Source organism: Thermomicrobium sp. (assembly GCF_053493975.1).
Genome location: NZ_JBRBZA010000044.1, coordinates 1 through 18,420 on the forward strand (window position 1 = coordinate 1; position 18,420 = coordinate 18,420).

At 62.8% G+C, this 18,420-nt stretch carries 21 protein-coding genes and 1 riboswitch; of the genes, 17 read left to right on the forward strand and 4 right to left on the reverse strand.

What is annotated here, in order from left to right:
* Positions 1–9 precede the first annotated feature (9 nt).
* Entirely contained in the window at positions 10–1,218 is a 1,209-nt protein-coding gene (locus ACWIVK_RS07875; protein WP_448576097.1) for a trans-sulfuration enzyme family protein, read from the reverse strand.
* 349 nt (positions 1,219–1,567) lie between these two features.
* A riboswitch (TPP riboswitch) is annotated at positions 1,568–1,676 on the forward strand.
* Positions 1,677–1,761: 85 nt separating this feature from the next.
* Between ACWIVK_RS07875 and thiD the strand changes: the two genes are divergently transcribed.
* Genes thiD through thiS form a run of 5 tightly spaced genes read left to right on the forward strand, consistent with a single transcriptional unit; the run spans position 1,762 to position 4,909 of the window.
* Positions 1,762–2,595, forward strand: a complete 834-nt coding sequence (gene thiD / locus ACWIVK_RS07880) for a bifunctional hydroxymethylpyrimidine kinase/phosphomethylpyrimidine kinase (protein ID WP_448576098.1) — start codon at positions 1,762–1,764, stop codon at positions 2,593–2,595.
* Positions 2,588–3,397 (forward strand): thiazole synthase, encoded by an 810-nt coding sequence (locus tag ACWIVK_RS07885; RefSeq protein ID WP_448576099.1) that lies wholly within the window; start codon positions 2,588–2,590, stop codon positions 3,395–3,397. Before thiD ends, ACWIVK_RS07885 begins: the two co-directional genes overlap by 8 nt.
* Positions 3,398–3,407: 10 nt before the next feature.
* Entirely contained in the window at positions 3,408–4,076 is a 669-nt protein-coding gene (thiE, locus tag ACWIVK_RS07890; RefSeq protein WP_448576100.1) for a thiamine phosphate synthase, read from the forward strand.
* A 3-nt stretch (positions 4,077–4,079) separates the two neighbouring features.
* Positions 4,080–4,706, forward strand: coding sequence for a thiamine phosphate synthase (thiE, locus tag ACWIVK_RS07895; RefSeq protein WP_448576101.1), 627 nt, complete (start codon positions 4,080–4,082; stop codon positions 4,704–4,706).
* Positions 4,703–4,909: a sulfur carrier protein ThiS gene (gene thiS / locus ACWIVK_RS07900; RefSeq protein ID WP_448576102.1), complete on the forward strand. Its 207-nt coding sequence runs from the start codon at positions 4,703–4,705 to the stop codon at positions 4,907–4,909. The genes thiE (ACWIVK_RS07895) and thiS overlap by 4 nt, the downstream gene beginning before the upstream one ends.
* Positions 4,910–4,954: 45 nt before the next feature.
* Here thiS and ACWIVK_RS07905 read toward each other — a convergent pair whose 3' ends face one another.
* Together ACWIVK_RS07905 and ACWIVK_RS07910 are read right to left on the reverse strand one after the other, a co-directional pair.
* The gene (locus ACWIVK_RS07905) at positions 4,955–5,317 is read right to left on the reverse strand and encodes an MGMT family protein (protein ID WP_448576103.1); all 363 of its coding nucleotides are present in this window, start codon (positions 5,315–5,317) and stop codon (positions 4,955–4,957) included.
* Positions 5,318–5,321: 4 nt separating this feature from the next.
* Positions 5,322–5,708: an SMR family transporter gene (locus tag ACWIVK_RS07910; protein ID WP_448576104.1), complete on the reverse strand. Its 387-nt coding sequence runs from the start codon at positions 5,706–5,708 to the stop codon at positions 5,322–5,324.
* A 129-nt stretch (positions 5,709–5,837) separates the two neighbouring features.
* Here ACWIVK_RS07910 and secA point away from each other — a divergent pair, with 129 nt between their 5' ends.
* From secA to ACWIVK_RS07955, 9 genes are all read left to right on the forward strand, one after another.
* Complete coding sequence (gene secA / locus ACWIVK_RS07915; protein ID WP_448576105.1) at positions 5,838–8,453, forward strand: preprotein translocase subunit SecA; 2,616 nt, start codon at positions 5,838–5,840, stop codon at positions 8,451–8,453.
* A gap of 771 nt (positions 8,454–9,224) precedes the next feature.
* Positions 9,225–9,587 (forward strand): hypothetical protein, encoded by a 363-nt coding sequence (locus tag ACWIVK_RS07920; protein WP_448576106.1) that lies wholly within the window; start codon positions 9,225–9,227, stop codon positions 9,585–9,587.
* The gene (locus tag ACWIVK_RS07925; RefSeq protein ID WP_448576107.1) at positions 9,584–10,447 is read left to right on the forward strand and encodes a hypothetical protein; all 864 of its coding nucleotides are present in this window, start codon (positions 9,584–9,586) and stop codon (positions 10,445–10,447) included. The genes ACWIVK_RS07920 and ACWIVK_RS07925 overlap by 4 nt, the downstream gene beginning before the upstream one ends.
* A 3-nt stretch (positions 10,448–10,450) precedes the next feature.
* Positions 10,451–11,638 carry a hypothetical protein gene (locus tag ACWIVK_RS07930; protein WP_448576108.1) on the forward strand — a complete coding sequence of 396 codons (1,188 nt, stop codon included), beginning with the start codon at positions 10,451–10,453 and terminating at the stop codon, positions 11,636–11,638.
* On the forward strand, positions 11,635–12,009 hold the full coding sequence (locus tag ACWIVK_RS07935) for a hypothetical protein (protein WP_448576109.1): 375 nt from the start codon (positions 11,635–11,637) through the stop codon (positions 12,007–12,009). The genes ACWIVK_RS07930 and ACWIVK_RS07935 overlap by 4 nt, the downstream gene beginning before the upstream one ends.
* Positions 12,006–12,617 carry a hypothetical protein gene (locus ACWIVK_RS07940; RefSeq protein ID WP_448576110.1) on the forward strand — a complete coding sequence of 204 codons (612 nt, stop codon included), beginning with the start codon at positions 12,006–12,008 and terminating at the stop codon, positions 12,615–12,617. Before ACWIVK_RS07935 ends, ACWIVK_RS07940 begins: the two co-directional genes overlap by 4 nt.
* 277 nt (positions 12,618–12,894) lie before the next feature.
* Positions 12,895–13,188: a hypothetical protein gene (locus tag ACWIVK_RS07945; RefSeq protein ID WP_448576111.1), complete on the forward strand. Its 294-nt coding sequence runs from the start codon at positions 12,895–12,897 to the stop codon at positions 13,186–13,188.
* Positions 13,178–13,603 carry a hypothetical protein gene (locus tag ACWIVK_RS07950; RefSeq protein WP_448576112.1) on the forward strand — a complete coding sequence of 142 codons (426 nt, stop codon included), beginning with the start codon at positions 13,178–13,180 and terminating at the stop codon, positions 13,601–13,603. Before ACWIVK_RS07945 ends, ACWIVK_RS07950 begins: the two co-directional genes overlap by 11 nt.
* A 38-nt stretch (positions 13,604–13,641) precedes the next feature.
* Positions 13,642–13,965: an HNH endonuclease gene (locus ACWIVK_RS07955; protein ID WP_448576116.1), complete on the forward strand. Its 324-nt coding sequence runs from the start codon at positions 13,642–13,644 to the stop codon at positions 13,963–13,965.
* A 1,437-nt stretch (positions 13,966–15,402) separates the two neighbouring features.
* On the opposite strand, the gene ACWIVK_RS07960 is transcribed toward ACWIVK_RS07955, so the two are convergent.
* Entirely contained in the window at positions 15,403–15,645 is a 243-nt protein-coding gene (locus ACWIVK_RS07960) for a hypothetical protein (protein ID WP_448576113.1), read from the reverse strand.
* A 195-nt stretch (positions 15,646–15,840) separates the two neighbouring features.
* On the opposite strand from ACWIVK_RS07960, the gene ACWIVK_RS07965 reads away from it, so the two are divergent.
* The 3 genes from ACWIVK_RS07965 to ACWIVK_RS07975 form a co-directional block, all read left to right on the forward strand.
* Positions 15,841–16,074 carry a helix-turn-helix domain-containing protein gene (locus ACWIVK_RS07965; protein ID WP_448576117.1) on the forward strand — a complete coding sequence of 78 codons (234 nt, stop codon included), beginning with the start codon at positions 15,841–15,843 and terminating at the stop codon, positions 16,072–16,074.
* A gap of 162 nt (positions 16,075–16,236) precedes the next feature.
* A complete protein-coding gene (locus ACWIVK_RS07970; protein WP_448576114.1) occupies positions 16,237–17,844 on the forward strand; it encodes a recombinase family protein in 1,608 nt (535 codons plus the stop codon).
* A gap of 300 nt (positions 17,845–18,144) precedes the next feature.
* The coding region (locus ACWIVK_RS07975) for an aquaporin (RefSeq protein ID WP_448576115.1) at positions 18,145–18,420 on the forward strand (276 nt) is incomplete at its 3' end.

Below are 18,420 nucleotides of genomic sequence, written 5' to 3' on the forward strand. Positions count from 1 at the left end.
TCGCACGATTCAGGCGAGGGTTGCCAGTGCCTGTTCCAGATCGGCGATGATGTCCTCGGGATCCTCGATACCGACCGAGAGCCGGACGAGCCCGTCGCTGATACCCATCGCCTGGCGCTCTTCTGGTGAAAGGCCGCGATGCGAGGCCATGACGGGATAGAGGATTTCAGAGTAGACGTCACCCAGCGTCGTCGCCGGCAGGATGAGTTGCAAGCGTTCGAGGAACGCCGTCACGCGTTCGCGTGTCCCGTCGCGGATTTCGAACGACACGATGGCGCCGAAGAGTCCTGGCGGGAGGAGACGGACAGCCGTCTGGTGACTCGGATGAGAGGGCAGTCCCGGAAAATGGACGCGCTCGATCAGCGGATGTTCAGCGAGCCAGCGAGCGATCCGACTGGCGTTCTCGCATTGACGGTGCATGCGGAGCGGTAATGTCTTGAGTCCGCGGAGAACCAGGAAGGCCTCGAACGGACCGAGGATGCTGCCGATCGTCTTGTTGATCTCGTTGAGTTCCCAGCGGCGATCGGCTGTCGTGGCGACGATCCCCGCGGTCACATCGCCATGTCCACTGAGATACTTGGTCGCGCTGTGGATCACGTAATCGGCGCCGAGCGCCCCGGGACGCACGAGATAGGGTGTGGCGAAGGTGTTGTCGACCGCCAGCCGAGTGCCGTAGCGGTGGGCGAGTTCCGCGAGGCTGGGAAGGTCGGTGACGCGGAGCAGCGGGTTGGAGATCGTCTCGCAGAGAAGCAACCGCACTCCACCGCGACGCAGCGCAGCTTCCACTCGATCGAGATCGAGGACATCGACGAACTCGATCCGTACCCCGAGCGATCCGAAGATCGTGCGGAGGAGAGTGATGGTCTGACCATACAGATCGCGCGAGGCGACGATGCGATCCCCAGCCTCGACGCAGGAGAGGATCGTGGCGTGCAGGGCGGCCATTCCGGAGGCAAAAGCGAGCGCTGCTTCCTGCTCTTCCAGAGACGCTACCGCTATCTCGAGTGCTTCCGTCGTCGGGTTGCCGTAGCGTCCATACACGAAGACTCCAACAGCACCGCCGAGTGCTGCGTCCATCTGCTCGATGCTCGGGTAGAGGAAGGTCGAGGCTGGATAGATCGGGGTCGTGGTGGGGATGAAGTCACGAGGGTTCGGACGCTCGCCGGCGTGGACGGCACGGGTTGCGAATCGCAAGTGAAGTCGGCGCTGATCGTCCATCGTCTCCCTACCCTCTTCGCCTCTCGCCAGCCCGCTCTGCGCCAGGTTTTGCGCGGAAGTATAAAGGCTGATCTAGCCCCTTTTCGCATGGTGAGTCAGCACCTGCTGGGGCTACCCATCCTTAACGGCATTTCCGACTGCACGTGCTGACTTCGGTCTTCGATCGAGGAAACGCGCCGCAAGGATGGCGTCTGGTCGAGCGCGTACGCTCCTCCGCTGCGGAGCGAAAGACGTGCTTCGCGGGCGTTCCGGAGAGGGGGGTGCTCGGTCGCGTGTGCGATGCCTTCGATCCGCGCCAGGCCGAGCGCTGATGGTTGTCCGTGCGACTCGCTCATGTTATGCTCGGCACAACGGGTGCCAGGGGTGCGCGGAAGCGCTGAGAGGTCGACGCTCGGTCGACCAACCCTCCGAACCTGATCTGGGTAATACCAGCGCAGGGACGGCACCGCTCCTCAGCTCTTCCACCACCCGCCGCCCCGTCGGGTCGGCGGATCGTTTTTCCGCCGCCTCGTCCTGTGACGCGACGAGAGACGGGAGGTGGCGATGTCGATGCGAGTTCCGAAGGCTCTCACGATCGCGGGGTCCGATTCGGGTGCCGGTGCCGGCATCCAGGCAGACCTGAAGACCTTCAGCGCGCTCGGCGTCTATGGTTCGACGGTGATCACGGCGATCACGGCGCAGAATACGGTCGGGGTGACGGCAGTGCACGAGATCCCGACGGACATCGTGGCAGCGCAACTCGACGCAGTCATGGAGGACATCGGCGCCGATGCCGCCAAGACCGGTATGTTGAGCTCGGCTGCCATCATCGAGACGGTCGCGGCCGGAGTGCGTCAGCACCGCATCGAGCGGCTAGTCGTCGATCCGGTGATGGTCGCCAAGAGCGGAGACCGCTTGCTCCGTGAGGATGCTGTCGCCGCTTTGCGTGATCTCCTCCTACCACTCGCGTACATCGTGACTCCCAATGCTCCAGAAGCCGAAGTGCTCTGCGGCCGACCAGTCCGCAACGAGGCCGACATGCGCGAGGCGGCACGTGCCATCCATGCTTTCGGCCCCCGCTATGTCGTACTCAAGGGTGGGCACGTGCCGGGGGAACAAGTCGTCGATCTCCTGTTCGACGGGCAGTCGTTCGAGCGCTTCGTGCTGCCGCGCGTCGAGACACCGCACACGCATGGGACCGGCTGCACCTTCTCCACGGCGATCGCGGCTTTCCTGGCCCGCGGTTTCGACGTTCCGACAGCGGTCTGGGAGGCCAAGCAGTATCTCCACCGTGCGCTGGAGGCTGCCTTTGCGATCGGCCGGGGGCGCTCACCGGTCCATCACTTCCATGCCTGGTGGGTACCGGTGCCGGAAACACAGGAGGTGCGGGATGGCTGAAACTCCAGAACGCGCCTGGACGATGATCGAGGACGAGCCGCTCAAGATCGCCGATCGCGAGTTTCGCTCGCGTCTCATCCTCGGTACGGGGAAGTGGCGCTCGAACGAAGAGATGCTGGCAGCGCTCGAGGCCTCGGGCTGCGAGATGGTGACGGTCGCACTCCGCCGCATCGATTTCGACGACCCGAAGAGCCGAAGCATTCTCGAGGTGATCGACTGGACCAAGTATCAGATTCTCCCCAATACGGCCGGCTGCCGCACCGCCGAAGAAGCGATCCGCGTGGCCCGGCTGGCGCGGGCGATGGGTCTTTCCAACTGGGTCAAGCTGGAAGTGATTCCAGACCCGAAGTATCTCTTGCCGGATCCGATCGGGACGCTCGAGGCAGCGAAGGTGCTCGTCAAAGAAGGATTCGTCGTCCTGCCGTACATCAACCAGGATCCAGTCCTGGCCAAGCAGCTCGAGGAGATCGGGTGCGCGACGGTGATGCCGCTCGCCTCGCCGATCGGCTCCGGTCAGGGGCTGCCGGACTTTCGGTGGATCCAGATCATCGTCGAGCAGGCGAGCGTTCCGGTGATCGTCGATGCGGGTATCGGTGCGCCGTCGGATGCTGCACTGGCGATGGAACTGGGAGCCGATGCCTGTCTCATCAATACGGCGATCGCGCAGGCTGGTGATCCGGTGAAGATGGCACGAGCGATGCGCCTCGCGATCGAGGCCGGGCGGCTCTGCTACCTGGCTGGCCGGATCCCGAAGAAGCCGTACGCGTCAGCGAGTTCTCCGCTCGAGGGTGTTGTCCGTTAGGAGGTCTCGCGTGACGGTCTGGCGAGGGGCACGTCTCCACGAGGCGCTGCGTCTCTACGTGATCACCGATCGCGCACTCGCCCGCGGGCGCTCGGACATCGAGATCGCGCGGGAGGCGATCGCGGGCGGGGCGACAGCGCTCCAACTGCGCTGGAAGACCGGGCCGCTGAGCGAGGCACTCCAAATCGGACGCGCGTTGCGGGCGCTCTGCCGCGAGGCTGGCGTCCTGTTTGTCGTCAATGACCGTGTCGACCTCGCACTCGCTCTCGAGGCCGACGGCGTCCACGTCGGTGTGAGCGACCTACCGGTTCCGGAGACGCGGAAACTGGTCGCCGAGTCGATGGTCGTCGGCTTTTCGCCGGAGACGCTGGAACAGGCATTGGAAGCCGAGGCAGCTGGTGCCGACTACCTGGGCGTCGGACCGGTCTATCCGACCACCACCAAGCCGGACGCTGGTCCAGCAGTCGGACTCGAGCACCTGGCGCAGATCGCTGGGGCGGTCGGCATTCCGGTGGTCGGGATCGGTGGCATCACGGCTGCGAACGCCGCTGCAGTGATCCGTGCTGGTGCGGTCGGTGTCGCGGTGATCTCGGCGGTCGTCGGTGCCGAGAACGTCCGCGAGGCTGCACGGCAGCTCCGCGCGGTGGTCGATCGAGCGCTCGCTGCGCGGAGTGCGTGAGCGATGCGTGTGCCGCAGCTCCACCTGGTGACCGATCCCGAGGTTTGTCCCTTCGATCGCCTGCTGGACTTGCTCCCAGTGCTGGTCGCTGCCGGCGTCGACGCTGTGCACCTGCGGGCGCCCGACCGTGCGGCGGGCGACCTGCTCGCGGTAGCTCAGGAAGCTCGCCGCTTGGTCATGCCGCCAGCCGTGTTGCTGGTGAACGACCGGATCGATGTCGCGCTCCTGAGCGAAGCGGACGGCGTGCAGCTTCCCGAGCGTGGTCTTCCGCCTGAGGGCGCGCGACGCCTCCTGGGGCGTGGCCGTCTGGTCGGGTGCTCGGTACACAGCGTGACGGCAGCCGAACGAGCCGCGCAGGCGGGAGCAGACTTCCTGCTCTTCGGGAACGTTTTCGAGACGGCGAGCAAGCCCGGTCGGGCGGCAGCCGGCCCCGAGGCGCTCCAGGCGGTGACGCGAGCGGTACCCTGCCCGGTGATCGCGATCGGTGGGATCACGCCCGAGCGGGTACCGGCAATTGTGGCAACGGGGGCGCATGGTGTGGCAATCGTCCGCGGTATCTTGGCGGCCCCGGATCCGGTCGCTGCGGTGCACGCGTTTCGCGCAGCCTTGGACAAGGTGGGAGGAGCATGACGATCCGGCTGACGTTGAACGGCAAGCGTGTCGAACTGGACGGCGTGCGGACGATCGCCGATCTCCTCCGTTTGCGCGGACTGGATCCGCGACTGGTCGCGGTGGAGCACAATGGTGAGATCGTACCGCGCGAGCGGTACGAGGACTGCGAACTCCGCGACGGGGACGTGCTCGAGGTCGTCCATTTCGTCGGTGGAGGTTGAGCCCGAGCCGGCCGCGAGCGATACCTGGCCTCACGGGTGGTGCGCTCACCCTTCGTCGCCCGTGAGATCGAGGGGTGGTTCCCAGAGGTGACGCGAGAGATCGACACGATATTCGTCGATGAATGTGACTCCCTCTTCTTCCAAAAGCGCCCGCATCACGCTCGGGTGTCCCCAGGCCCAACCGCCAGTGAGTTCACCGTTGCGGTTCACGACCCGGTGCGCGACGGCCGCGACATCGGGTGGGGCCTCATGGAGAAGCCAACCGACCATTCGTGCCGATCGAGTGAGCCCGGCCGCACGAGCGATACGCCCATAGGTCGTGACGCGGCCCGGCGGGATACGCCGGACGATGGCGTAGACCCGCTCGGCGAACGGCGATGATCGCTGGCATCTCTGCGCCGTACCCATGAGCTCAGATCCGTGCCCTCACGAACAGGATACCGAGGACGATGAGGATCGTCCCGAACCAGACACGCAGTGGAAGCGGTTCGTGGAGCAAGAGCCGCGCAGCGATCACCTGCACCGCGATGACCGAGAGACCGGTCGTGATCGGATAAGCGACCGATAACGGAACGAAACGGAGGAGGACCGTCAGAGCCAAGACGGTGAGGAACCCGGCGAGATTGCCGACCACTTGCCAGAGAAGGAACGGCAACCAGCTGTTGCTCTGTGCCGCCAGCCGGAAGGCCAGTGCAGCCACGACGTTGAAGGCGAGGTGGGTGGCCAAAGCGGCGACGATGAGTTCGCTGCGATGAGCCAGCGGAAGCAGGTGATCGAGGACGGATCGACTCTCGGTCATCGCGCGCTTCCTTCCTCCCTGCGTCCAGTTCGTCGGTGGCCTTCGTCAGTGCTCTCGGCTGAGGAGTAGACTTGACGGGTACGGGTGCAGTCAATGCATCCGCCCAGTCCGATCGTGGGAGACGTGTCGATGCGCAACGTGCTGAAAAAGATCTTCGGCGACACGAACGAGCGCGAACTCAAGCGCTTGCGCCGGATCGTCGACGAGATCAATGCGCTGGAGCCCGAGTTCCAGCGGATGAGCGATGCCGAGCTGCGGGCCAAGACCGACGAGTTCAAGGCGCGCCTGCAAGACGGCGAGACACTCGACGACATTTTGGTCGAGGCGTTCGCGACCGTCCGTGAGGCTGCTCGGCGAACGCTGGGGATGCGGCATTTCGATGTCCAGCTGATGGCTGGCATCGTGCTGCACGAAGGCAAGATCGCCGAGATGAAGACTGGTGAAGGGAAGACTCTCGTTGCGACCCTGCCGCTGTACTTGAACGCTCTTTTGGGTCGAGGTTGTCACCTCGTCACGCCGAACGACTATCTCTCGCGCGTGGGTGGTGGCTGGATGGGCCCGATCTATCACTTCCTCGGGCTCACGGTTGGGGTGATCGCGCACGAGTTCTCGGGCATCTACGATCCGAGCTATACGCAGCCGGACCCGAGCCCGGATGACCGACTCAACCACTGGCGACCGGTCAGCCGGCGGGAGGCGTACCTGGCTGACATCACCTATGGAACGAATCACGAGTTCGGCTTCGACTACTTGCGCGACAACCTGGTCTATCGGCCGGAAGATATCGTCCAGCGCGAACTCTCCTATGCCATCGTCGATGAAGTGGACAACATCTTGATCGACGAGGCGCGGACGCCGCTCATCATCTCCGGTCCAGCGCGCGAGACGGTCGACCGGTACTACCAGTTCGCGCAGATTGCTCGTCAGCTCCGCCGCGACGTCCATTACACGGTCGATTTCAAGTACCGGACGGTCACGCTCACCGAGGCTGGCATCGATCGGGTGGAGCGGTTGTTAGGGATTCCGGAGGGGCATAGCCTCTACGACGATCGCTATTCGGATGCGGTGCACTATCTCGAGCAGGCACTGAAAGCGAAGGAACTCTACCTGCGTGACCGAGACTACATCGTGCGCGACGGTGAAGTCATCATCGTCGATGAGTTCACCGGCCGCATGATGCCGGGCCGCCGCTACAGCGAGGGATTGCACCAGGCGATCGAGGCCAAGGAGGGCTTGCGGGTCCGGCAGGAGACAGTCACGCAAGCGACGATCACCTACCAGAACTACTTCCGGATGTACGAGAAGCTCGCCGGGATGACCGGTACGGCGGCGACCGAGGCCGAGGAGTTCCAGACGATCTACAACCTCGAGGTTGTGGTCATTCCCACGCACAAGCCGATGATTCGCGTCGATTACCCGGACGTGATCTACCGGACCGAGGAAGGCAAGTTCCGCGCGGTGGTGCGCGAGATCGAGGAGATGCACGCGATCGGCCGTCCGGTGCTGGTCGGCACGACGTCGATCGAGAAGAGCGAGTACCTGAGCGAGCTCCTCAAGCGCAAGGGGATTCCACACGAGGTCCTGAATGCCAAGCATCACGAGCGCGAGGCGCTGATCGTCGCCAAGGCTGGGCAACGCGGCGCAGTGACGATCGCGACGAACATGGCTGGTCGTGGGACCGATATCGTGCTCGGCCCCGGTGTCGCCGAGCTCGGTGGACTGCACGTGATCGGTACCGAGCGTCACGAAGCTCGTCGGATCGATAACCAGTTGCGCGGGCGTGCTGGACGCCAGGGTGACCCCGGTTCGAGCCGTTTCTATGTCTCGCTCGAAGATGAACTGCTCAAGCGAGTCGGTACGGAGCGGATCCAGGGGCTGCTCGAGAAGCTCGGGATGGACGACGAGCATCCGATCGAGAGCCCGCTGGTCAGCCGCATGATCGAGGAAGCGCAGAAGAAGATCGAGGGGTACCACTTCGATCTCCGCAAGCACCTCGTCGAGTACGACAGCGTCATCAACAAGCACCGCGAGGTGATCTACGGTGACCGCCGCAAGATCGTCATGGGCGAGAACATGCGCGAGCACGTGCTCGGCATGGTGCGGCGGCAGCTCGAGAAGGCGGTCAAACAAGCGTTCGAGTCGGCGGACGAGCCAGATCCGGAGTCGGTCCTCCGTGCCTTCGCTGGCATCGTGGGTGACCCGGATGGGTTGACACCGCGCGATCTCGAAGAGCGAGACGAGGACGAGCTCGTCGAGTTGCTCTGGGAGCGGGCACTGGCTCGCTACGAGCGACGCGAGCAAGAGTTCGGCCCCGAGACGATGCGAGTGATCGAGCGGCTGGTGCTCTTGCAAGTGATGGATCGGCTCTGGGTCGAGCACCTGACCGAGATGGAGCACATGCGTCACGAAGTCGGGTTGCAGGCCTATGGTCAGCTCGACCCGCTCGTCGTGTACAAGCGTGAAGGCTACCGGATGTTCCAGCAGCTGCTGGAAAACATCGAGTACGACGTGGCTCGACTGATCTACCGCGTCCAGTTGGCACCGGCACTGCAGCGGCCGGTCATGCAGGTCGGGACGCCGAACCGCGGTGGTGACGGTGCGGGTCCAGCACGCAAGAAGCAGAAGGTGGGGCGGAACGACCCCTGCCCGTGCGGAAGTGGGAAAAAGTACAAGCATTGCTGCGCGCAGTCGACACTAAAGGTGCAGTTCGCAATCGACCCGAAACGACGAGGAGGTGAGCAATGAGACCCGCGCACGTCACGCGCAACGGTCGAGTGATCTGCAGCGTCAAGGGCTGCGGCTTCCTCATCGGCATCGTCAAGGACCTCGAGTACGGCGGCATCCCGCGACGCGCGTTTCATCTGAGCACAGAACTGATCTACGACGAGACGCTGGACGCGTGGCGCCCAGGTCGTCGTTGTCGACGATACGGCACGACGCATCGGAGAGAGTCGAACCCTTTCCGGAGAATCAATTCGCGATGCATACGTTTGAACGGGCAGAAACCCTTCGAACCTGAGCTCGCGCCGGAAGAGAAGGTCGTCATCGGCGGGTGTCCTCTGCCGACAACGGTATTTTGCGCCCACGGACACCAAAGCATTCTCGACCCGGACTTGCTCGAACTCGAGCTCTGGATCGACGTCGAGGATCGCGTGCGCACACGGGCTTGACGTACGTGCGCGGTGTACGTACACTTTAAGTGATGCCGGGGTGACCGGCAGCGAGTCGGAACAACGCAAGAACCGAACCATCGGCGACTACTCCCTGCGCGACAGGTTCGCGGCTTGGGCGGGTTGCCGTTATGGTTCGTGATGATCGTCTCACAGCTGCACGACGCGCAGCTTGAGCATCAGCGCGTGCGCGTCGACAAGCCGCGCAGGAGAGTCTGTACGTCACGATTCGACTCGTCCCTGCGCATGAGCTCTCCCCCGAACAACTTGCGGCGTGGCGCGGCTTCTGGCGTTCCATTCTCGCGTACCCGCCGGAGTTGCCTGCTGGCGAGGAAGGGGGCGCCCAATGAGCGACCGCACCCCTCCTCGTGTCGAGTCGGGACGCGATCGCAACTGGTCGCGAATCGTCGGGCGCGCAAAAGAGTATACCCTGGACGCATCGACTCCGCTCGACAAACTGTTCGCAACTGCGGCGAACAGTCTCCGACCGAGCGCGCTTAACGAGGCGGCGTGGTTGCGACGTCGCCACGCAGACCTTCGCTCTTTACCGGATTGGCAGATCCGACGGGAACTGCTGATCATCTCGTGGTACTTGGCCACCCCCAATGCGCAGCGCGACTGGCAGCGCGCGTGGTTCGAGGAACGGCTGCAGCGGATCGACGAAGAGTTGCGGCTGCGCGCTCGGTCGCGGGAGGGGGTGGCGGCGTGATCTGCCCGATCTGCCTCGTCGTCTTCGATGGAGACACGTGCCCAGTCTGCGGTACCGCGACGAGCGCGAGCGAAAACAGTGAGCGGGAACCGCTTGCCCCTGAGCGGCCGGTCACGCGGACACCCGAGCGCGAGCGACGCTCGCAAGCTGATCGACTGATCGCCTATGCACTCGCTGCGCGACCGCGACTGATCGTGGACCAATACGGTGCGCCGCACGCTGTCGTGGACGGCACGTCGCTCGCGCTCCCTCGCGGCGCTTACCCTTGGCTGCGACGTTTGATGTGGGAGGCCGAGGGGCGAGGGATCACTTCCGAGGCACTGCAAGTCGCAGCCGGAACGCTCGAAGCGCTGGCGTTGCACGAGGGGGAGCGCGTCGAGCTTCACGTGCGGAGTGCGTGGGAAGCAGAGTCGCAGACGTTGTGGGTTTGGCTCGGGCCAGGTCGCTATCTCGCGGTCGACGCGCAGGGGTGGCGCGTCTTGGGCGAGGCACCTGTCCTGTTTCGTGTGTATCCGACCCTACAGGAGTTGCCCGATCCCGTCGCAGGCGACCCCGCTGCGCTCGAGGAACTGCTCGAGCTGGTCGGCCCGCGCGACGAGCGGTTGCGACGCCTGTTGATCGCTTGGCTCGCGCTCGCGTGGTTGCCCCACGTCGCGCGACCGATCTTGCTTTTTGTCGGGGACATGGGGTCAGGAAAGACGCTGCGCCAGCGCATCATCAAGCGACTCCTCGACCCCGCCAAGCCGGAGTCGATCCGGCTGGACGCTCGGGAAATCATCCAGAAGCTGGCCCACTGCCAGATCGCCCAGCTCGACAATCTGGGCTCGATTTCGGAGTGGGCCATCGACACGCTGTGTTGAGCAGTGACCGGCGAGGGGGACTCGAAGCGACGACTGTACAGCGACGACGAGGATGTCGTCTTCGAGTTCAAGCGCGCCATCTTGCTGAACGGCATCAATCCCCCGGCCGATCGAGCCGACTTCAACGACCGTCTGCTTCCCGTGCCGCTCGACCGGATCCCGGACGAAGAGCGTCGCGAGGAAGAAGCGATCTGGGAGCTCTTCGCGAGACGACACGCGACCTGGCTCGGTGCGCTCGCGACGCTCTTGTCGGCGGCTCTGCGCGTGCGCGCGAGCGTGCGACTGCGTCGCCTTCCGCGGTTGGCTGACTGGGGGAAGTGGGCGGCTGCGATCTACGAGGCAGCGGGTTGGGGTGCCGCGCAATTCGAGTCCGACTGGAGCGTGGTCGTCGGCGAGCAGCAGCGAGCGGCGATCGAAGGGAGTCCAGTCGGGCAGGCGCTCCTGCGCTGGATCGAGCAGCGAACGAGTTGGCGGGGTACCGCCACGGAGTTGCTCGGCGAACTCGCCCCGGTGGCCGAAGAACTGCGACTCCTCGGGTCCAAGGCGTGGCCGCGGACTCCCGTGTGGCTCGCGCGACGACTCCGCGAGATCCGACCAGTCTTGCTCGCGACGAGCGTCGTCATCCGCGAAGAGCGCGGCAGCGCCGGCGAACGCCTCTGGTGCATCGAGCGCCGACCTATCGAGCCCACTCCCGAAGATGCCCCGCGGATACCGTCGGTACCGTCAGTACTGTCAGAAGCCTCGTCGCCATCGCGATTTTCTCCTGACAGTAACCGCGTCGTTACTGTCAGTACCGACGCGTTACTGTCAGACGGAGACCCGCAGCAGGGCGAGCGATCTGACGGTATCCGCCACGGTCCTGACGGTATCGATCCGTTACTGTCAGGTTTGCTGTCAGGACAAAATCCGCGTCCCGACGCGCAATCTGACGGTACTGACGGTACTGACAGTAAATCTGGAGCATTTGGGGGAAACGTCGCAGTCAACATCGAGCGGTATCTCGCGCAACGCATGCGACGCGCGGCGCGTCTCTACGAAATCGAAAGCGCGTTGTCCTTCGCGCCTGAGCAAGTCCGTGTCGCGATCAGCGAGCTAGCCAGACGCGGAGTCGTGCGACTGCGTGACACGACCGGTGATGAGTTACACGGGTGGGTCGAAGTTTTCCTCGCGAAGCGGGAGGGCGAGTCATGAGGCATCGATTGTTCTTCGTGACTCGCACGACCACGCGTGGGCGCGATCGCGGGCCACCTCGCTCGACGCGTGTCGGCTCGACGAGCGATCTCCGAGTGATTCGCGCCCGGTCGAACGCGTGGGAAGGAGAAGAGAACTTGATCGAGTATGGGATGTCGCAGTTCACCACCGACAACCGCGACAGACAACGACTAGAGGAGTTGCGCGACGCGCTGTGGGAGAGGTTGTGGCGACTGCGTCTCGCCCGACTTCGTCAAAACCGCTTGCGTTTGGTCGGGCGAGAGTGGGCTCGTAGCAAGCACCGCAAGAGTCCGGCCAGCGAATTGCGCAATGACGCCGAGCGAATTGAGGGACAAAGGGGGGCGCTGTGACGAGACGAACGCTGTTCGGGCGCGGCAACGCGCGTGAAGTCGTGTACGAGGAACTTCCGCAATTGACGATGGCTCGGAAACGCCTGAACGAGATCGTCGCTGAACTCCGTGCAGCCGACGAACGAAAGAACGGACTGCTGCGACGAATTCAGGAATTACGCGAGCGCGAAATAGAGCTAGAGGTAGCAGCGCTCGTTGGCGAGGACATCGGTGACGAACTCGCGCGAGTGCGTCGCGAGCTCGCGGCAACAGAAGACGAATACGAGTCGTTGCCGCGACGTTTGGAGAGGCTGGAGCGAACTCGCCGCGACCTGGAGGAGAAGATCCGGAAAGAGCTCGAGCCCGAAAACTATCGTCACTATTTGCGAGCAGTGCGACCGACATACCTCGCGTACGCGAAAGCCTTTGCGGAAAAGCTTCGCGAGGCGGCTGAGGCGCACGAGGCGTTCTACACCTTCTACAAGTCGCTCCCGTACGGGGTTCCTCCGGAGTGGCCTAGTCTGTGGCGAGCGGAGTTCGTCACCGAAAGGGGACAAGGCTATTTGAATCGTTCGCGATTCGATCTGTGGATGGAAGAGCTCGTCGAATTCGAGAAACAGGCGCGCTGAGTCGAGTTGATCGGGATAGGCGAGTCCATCGTCTGCTCGCCTATCCCGAAACGAGCGCTGGGGCGCAAGGTCGAATGGACGAGCAGCGTCGGGAACGCACACGAGGGTCTGCTGGTCGGACGCACGCGACGACCGACAATTGGGCGACGAGGGCGAATCGTCTCGATCACGCAAGGGCCGTAGTGCACGAGCGAGGGCGCGCTCCGTGTCGACGCGAGACGTGTCGGCCGCGGTGCGCAACCAGTTTGCGCTCTGTTCGAGCGAAACAGAGTGACCGATGGAGCGAGCGACAGTGAGTTCATTCGATCGGATCGAAGACGAACTTCAACACTGGTATCGCGCGCGACAGGCGATGTTCTGGCGTTGGGCGCGCGAAAATGAAGTCGACCCGACCGGAGCGATTGCTCGTCGCTGGGAACGACGAGAAGAGCGACAACGACTCGAGCGACGGATTCGCGAACTGGAGACGCTCCGACGAGTGCAACGAGCTGACCTCGCGCGTCGCGTCGATGTCGCTGGTCTCTGTCAGCGATTGTTACGATTGATAGGGGAGTCGAGCGATGACATCTGAGCCGAGTTGGACTATGTCCCAACTGCGTTGGGTTCTGGAGCACCTCCCCGAACTGCTCCTCTCGGTTCATCCCGGTTCGAGTGACCTGCCTCGTCGACGCAAACGGAAACGACGAGCACCACCGTTCGCCTTCGCAGCCGCTGAACTGCTAGCGGACATCGAGCTCGCCATGCAGCGGTTGCGCGAGGAGAACGAAGAGCTCTTCGAGGCGCTCCGCGCGACCTACTTCGACCCCGCGTACTGGCAATCGTCGCGGTCGGTGCGCATCTCGCTGTGGGCGTTGGGGCAGGGGCGCAGCTACACCACCGGGTGGCGCTGTTGTCGACGAGCCGAAAAGCGACTGCTAGCGATCTTAAACGGCATCGACGTCGACGCGATCGACGATCGGCTCGAACAAACGCAATCGAGGGAGTGACGATGAAACTGCCACGCGCCTGTGCCTATCCGGGCTGCATGCGACTCACGCGAGAGCGTTATTGCGTCGAACATCTCGCCGCGGGAGAAGCGTTGGAGCGAGAGTGGAAACGCGCATACTCTCGTCGACGCGGCTCGCGTCAAACTCGCGGCTACGATGCGACCTACGATCGCTCCCGCAAGCTGGTGCTCGCGCAATCGCCGCACTGCGCGAGGTGCGGCGCGCCAGCGACCGAGGTGCACCACGTCGTGCCCTTGTCTCGTGGCGGGACGAACGACGTGACCAATCTGGTGCCACTCTGTCGCGCGTGTCACCACGTCGTGCACGCACGCAGCGCGACTGGACACTCTACAAGGGGATAGGCCGGTCAAAAGTTCGGCGTGCAAGGGGTCTGAACCCGCGCGCCACCTGTCGTCGTCTCCGTTCGAAATTCGGTGTTTTTTTGGTCGACCCGACGTTTTTCGCCAGTCTTGGCTAGTTCTGGCTGGAATTCGGTCGGGCACCCCGACACTGCAGATCATATAACCCGCGCAACCATTTCAGGAATAAAGGCCGGAAATCAGGCGTGAGTACATCAGGTTCGAACCTGCGCCTGATGTGCGGCGCTAGCTGATCCCGGAGCTTCGCGACGTCGCTTGGCTCTTGGTTCCGCTTTACATCCTCCCTCAAGCGCAAGGTCATGTGTGACCCAAGAACGCTTACTCAGTGGATGAGTAGTCTTTCCGGGCTCGGTTGCTCAATACCAATCAAGGAACTAAGTAGGATATAGTAGGTAAAGTAGGTAATGCCCACGAAGGTCTTTTTCACTTCTAGAGCGTTACCGCTGATCCTTACAGCCACTCGATCTCCTGGCATTAGCGCAGAGTCTGGCAGGCCGCCGTCGTAGATCAAGGCCATAGACATCCTCCCGCCATTGCAGAGGCATGCCGGATGCCGGCTGATCGCGACGTTGACGTGTTGCACGCTCCGGATTATACCACGCAACGATTCGGCTAATCCTTCTGTACGTTGGGCGACAGCGGTGTCAAAAACAGACAGCACGGTGCCCGCTCGTTCCTTCGCACAGTGGATACGAGAGACGAAAACTCACAAAACTACCTTGGGTGCCGGATGACTCGGCAAGATGTGTCACGGTCGTGATAGCTAACCGAGTATCGTGCTGAGTTCTGCATATCCAGTGCGTGTATACCGGCGGCCAGCGCAGGACGCTCGTTTGGCGACGTTCCCGCTAGTTGGGGCAGTCCTTAACGACGATCGGTCGGGATTGGCAAAAAACGTTCGATTTTCGCGGGCCGCCGTGAAGTGCAGGCCGGGTCACGGGGTAGACCTCGACCGCAACTTTGCGGTGCTCCTCCCACAAGCCAACTAGGAGAGTGGGCCGGACGCCCTCGAGCATTCCGGCCCGCTTGGGGGTGGATCGACTGCTCACAGAGCTGCCGACTGGACCTGATCCAAAATGGGGAGTGGATCCAGGAGTCGGCCGCTGCAGGGAGCCTGGGGTTTCAGACGCTCGGCGCTCGGGATCGTGCACGCTAAGTGGTAGCCCCGCGATGAGCGCAACTTCCTCCAAGCAGGCTGGCGACGATTCTCAGACAACTCGTTTCGTCATAGGAGTCTCGGTTCGGGACGCACTGTAGTGTTCGTGCGAGCCGGTACGCCTCTTACGAATCGATTTGGAGCATGATGGGGTGGTGCTCTAGCGTGACAATCTTCATGGCTTATCTTCCTTCATGGCGTGGGTGTGTCAGTGTTTCGCCCAGCAATGGTGCGACGGTAAACCCGTCAGCCTTGTCGCGCGTTCATGCCGCCGTGCCGTTCAACTTGTCGAGTGCCGCTGCCGGTTGACCGAGTTGCTCCGCTGCATCCTGAGTAGGTGCACGACATTGCTGGAACAACTCCGATGCAACCCTGGCCATGCGATCGATCCAACCGTCCTCCATGGCAAAGCGAGCAACAAACAGCAGGGAGACACCGTCGTACCCGCGTCGGGCGTAGAAGCTCGTAGTCTCCACAACAAGTCGCTTGTGTGCATTCACGTCCATGACGACCCCCTCTTGACGTGTCGGTCGTTAGGACGACAACGTCGCTTACGGAGGCGGGCTGCTGTGGGGGCTGCGGGGCATCGGTGTCCTTCGTTGCTTACCGATGCCTATCGGCTGTCATAACCGATAGGCCAGCGATCCGCTGTTGTCGAATCTCTAGCGAGTCGGGTATTCATTGGACACGAAGGGGACAGGATAAAGACACTAGGCGAACGACTCCGTTACATACGATTGCGGCGGTCACTGTCCCAAGCAGAGTTAGGACAGCGCAGCGGTGTGTCACCGATCACCATCGCGCGGATCGAGTCGGGTGTGCGCAAGGCGCCACACCCGCGCACGATTCGGATGTTGGCTGCGGCACTCGACGTCGATCCTGGTTGGCTTCTCTTTGGTGAAGGAGGGGACGTCGTAACGCCATCACGGACGTGAGGGTGAGGTTCGTTTGCGTCTGTGGAGAGACAGGAGAAATGTTCTTCGCCGTGCTATGGTCTGGCAAACCCGCGCATCTGTCGGAACGAGGTACGACGACAAGGCGCTCCGCGCCGACGGGGATTGTTCAACGCGGAGCGCCGAGAACCGGGAGGTTCCTCTATGAGCGTAGCACGACCCAAGGCAGCAATCTATCTGCGCGTCTCTAGTCATCGTCAATCTGAAGAAGACCGCTACAGCTTGCCGACACAAGAAGAGGCCTGTCGACGCTATGCCGCGGAGCACGGCCTCGAGGTGATCGGTGTCTATACCGATGTGGCGACGGGGTCGATCTATCGGGGTCGTCCTCGTCTGAGCGAACTTCGGCGACTCGTGCGCGATCGCGCGATCGACGTCGTCATCGTCCACAGTCTAGATCGACTGAGTCGCGACCAAGTCCATCTGGCGGTGTTGCTCGAGGAGTTCCGCGAGCACGCTGTCCAACTGTGTTCGGTACTCGATCCAGTCGAGGATTCGCCCGTCGGTCGCTTCTTGGCTTTGGCGCGAGCGTTCGCCGCGGAAGTCGAGCGTGAGAAGTTGGCCGAACGGACTCAACGAGGGCGTCGGGCGCGCGCAGTGAGCGGGAAGCCGATCATCGGGCCGAAGGCTCCGTACGGTCTCCAATGGGTCGAAGAAGAAGGTCGTTTCGTCGAAGTGCCTGAGGAAGCGGCGATCGTGCGCTACATCTTCGAGCGAGCTGCCGCTGGTGCGACAATCGAGAAGTTGATGAGGGAACTCAACGAACGAGGCGTACCGAGTCCGATGGGCAAGTCCCGTTGGAGTCGCTCGACGATTCGGTATCTCTTGCGCGAGGAACGATATACCGGAAAAGGCGAGAGTTATCGTTACAAGACGGAGCGTCGAGACAACGGGAAATGGTATCGGACGACCGTTCCCGACGACTGGTCGGTTCCGTTGCCCGACGGGGTCTATCCGCAGATCGTTTCTCCGGAGTTGTTTGTTGCCGTACAAGAGCGCGCTCGTCAGAACCAGCAGATGGCTCCGCGTGCGAGCAAGCAACCCGAACTCTTTCTTTTGCGCGGCGGTTTCGCTCGATGTGGACTTTGCGGTGGCGTGCTCACGACGACCACGCGTCGGTGCCGCGACAAGTATCGTGCCTACTACTACTGCTATCGCACGCGTGACGGGCAGTGCGTTTCGAACTGGATTTCCCGAGACGCGCTCGATTCCGCCGTGTGGCAGCAACTCGTGAGGGCTATCGAGCGGGAAGACGTGCTCGTATCCGCGCTCGAGCAAGCGTTGAACGAGTGCGCGTCCAACGAGGACGAACTGCGCTTGCTCGAGCGAGCGATTCAGCAAACGATGGAGCAGGAACAGAATCTCGTCTACAACTTGGCTCAGATACGGGACGAGCGGGTCGTTCAGTTGGTTGTTCGCGAGATCGAGCGCCTGCAGAGCCAGAGGGAGAAATTGGAACGCGAGCGAGTGGAACTGGAGCGACAACGGGAACTGCAACGAGCATGGCGCGAACGACTACTGGACGTGACTCGATGGATACACGCGCTCCGCGGACGACTCGACACACTCGACTACGAGGAACGACGCAACCTTCTCACCGCACTCAAGGTTCGCGTCAACGTGTACCCGCGCGACTCGGTACCGCGCATCGTCGTCGAAGCGTCCATTCCTCTTGATAATGACGACTGCGCGCAACACGACAAGCATTGCTGCATGAAAGCAGAATCAGGTGTGCGAGCCGGAACAGGGTGAGCCTCTCCCGAGGGGTCCATAGGCGCTTCCCCTGCGGAAGACTGGGGTAAGCCGACTCGATCCCTCGCGCGTCGGTTGCGTCCTGAAGAAGAGGAAAGTTCGTGTCGATCGCTCTGCAGCGCACGCTTCCTCTTCGTTCCCGACAGGAGCGACGCTGTGCCGTGGCTGTCGCGTGCTGACTCCCATCTCGGGCTCTTGCCTCTTCATAATACGTTCATGCATCCCGAGTGAGCATTCTTTAACCTCCCCCGATCGGTGCGAGGGAACGGTTGCGTCTGGCGCATCCAGAGGAGGTGTCGGGTGCGAGAACTCACCGCCGAGTTCTTAGGGACACTGCTGCTCGTCCTCTTGACAGACGGAACAGTCGCGACCGCGCGGCTCGCGCGGTCACACGGTGCGGGTGGGAGCTGGCTCAGCATCGCAGTCGGCTCGGCAATCGCGGTGAGCATCGCCGTTGGCTTGGCGGGACCGATCAGCGGCGGACACGTCAACCCAGCGGTGACGTTCGCACTGGCAGCGTGGGGCCTGTTCCCAGCCGAACGCGTCGTGGCTTACGTCGGGGCGCAACTGGCAGGT

Bases quoted from the DNA above. Each gene is read 5' to 3' on its own strand.
- ACWIVK_RS07875 (WP_448576097.1), bottom strand. From the start codon at position 1,218: ATGGACGATCAGCGCCGACTTCACTTGCGATTCGCAACCCGTGCCGTC.
- thiD (WP_448576098.1), top strand. From the start codon at position 1,762: ATGTCGATGCGAGTTCCGAAGGCTCTCACGATCGCGGGGTCCGATTCG.
- ACWIVK_RS07885 (WP_448576099.1), top strand. From the start codon at position 2,588: ATGGCTGAAACTCCAGAACGCGCCTGGACGATGATCGAGGACGAGCCG.
- thiE (WP_448576101.1), top strand. From the start codon at position 4,080: ATGCGTGTGCCGCAGCTCCACCTGGTGACCGATCCCGAGGTTTGTCCC.
- thiS (WP_448576102.1), top strand. From the start codon at position 4,703: ATGACGATCCGGCTGACGTTGAACGGCAAGCGTGTCGAACTGGACGGC.
- ACWIVK_RS07905 (WP_448576103.1), bottom strand. From the start codon at position 5,317: ATGGGTACGGCGCAGAGATGCCAGCGATCATCGCCGTTCGCCGAGCGG.
- ACWIVK_RS07910 (WP_448576104.1), bottom strand. From the start codon at position 5,708: ATGACCGAGAGTCGATCCGTCCTCGATCACCTGCTTCCGCTGGCTCAT.
- secA (WP_448576105.1), top strand. From the start codon at position 5,838: ATGCGCAACGTGCTGAAAAAGATCTTCGGCGACACGAACGAGCGCGAA.
- ACWIVK_RS07920 (WP_448576106.1), top strand. From the start codon at position 9,225: ATGAGCGACCGCACCCCTCCTCGTGTCGAGTCGGGACGCGATCGCAAC.
- ACWIVK_RS07935 (WP_448576109.1), top strand. From the start codon at position 11,635: ATGAGGCATCGATTGTTCTTCGTGACTCGCACGACCACGCGTGGGCGC.
- ACWIVK_RS07945 (WP_448576111.1), top strand. From the start codon at position 12,895: ATGGAGCGAGCGACAGTGAGTTCATTCGATCGGATCGAAGACGAACTT.
- ACWIVK_RS07950 (WP_448576112.1), top strand. From the start codon at position 13,178: ATGACATCTGAGCCGAGTTGGACTATGTCCCAACTGCGTTGGGTTCTG.
- ACWIVK_RS07955 (WP_448576116.1), top strand. From the start codon at position 13,642: ATGCGACTCACGCGAGAGCGTTATTGCGTCGAACATCTCGCCGCGGGA.
- ACWIVK_RS07960 (WP_448576113.1), bottom strand. From the start codon at position 15,645: ATGGACGTGAATGCACACAAGCGACTTGTTGTGGAGACTACGAGCTTC.
- ACWIVK_RS07970 (WP_448576114.1), top strand. From the start codon at position 16,237: ATGAGCGTAGCACGACCCAAGGCAGCAATCTATCTGCGCGTCTCTAGT.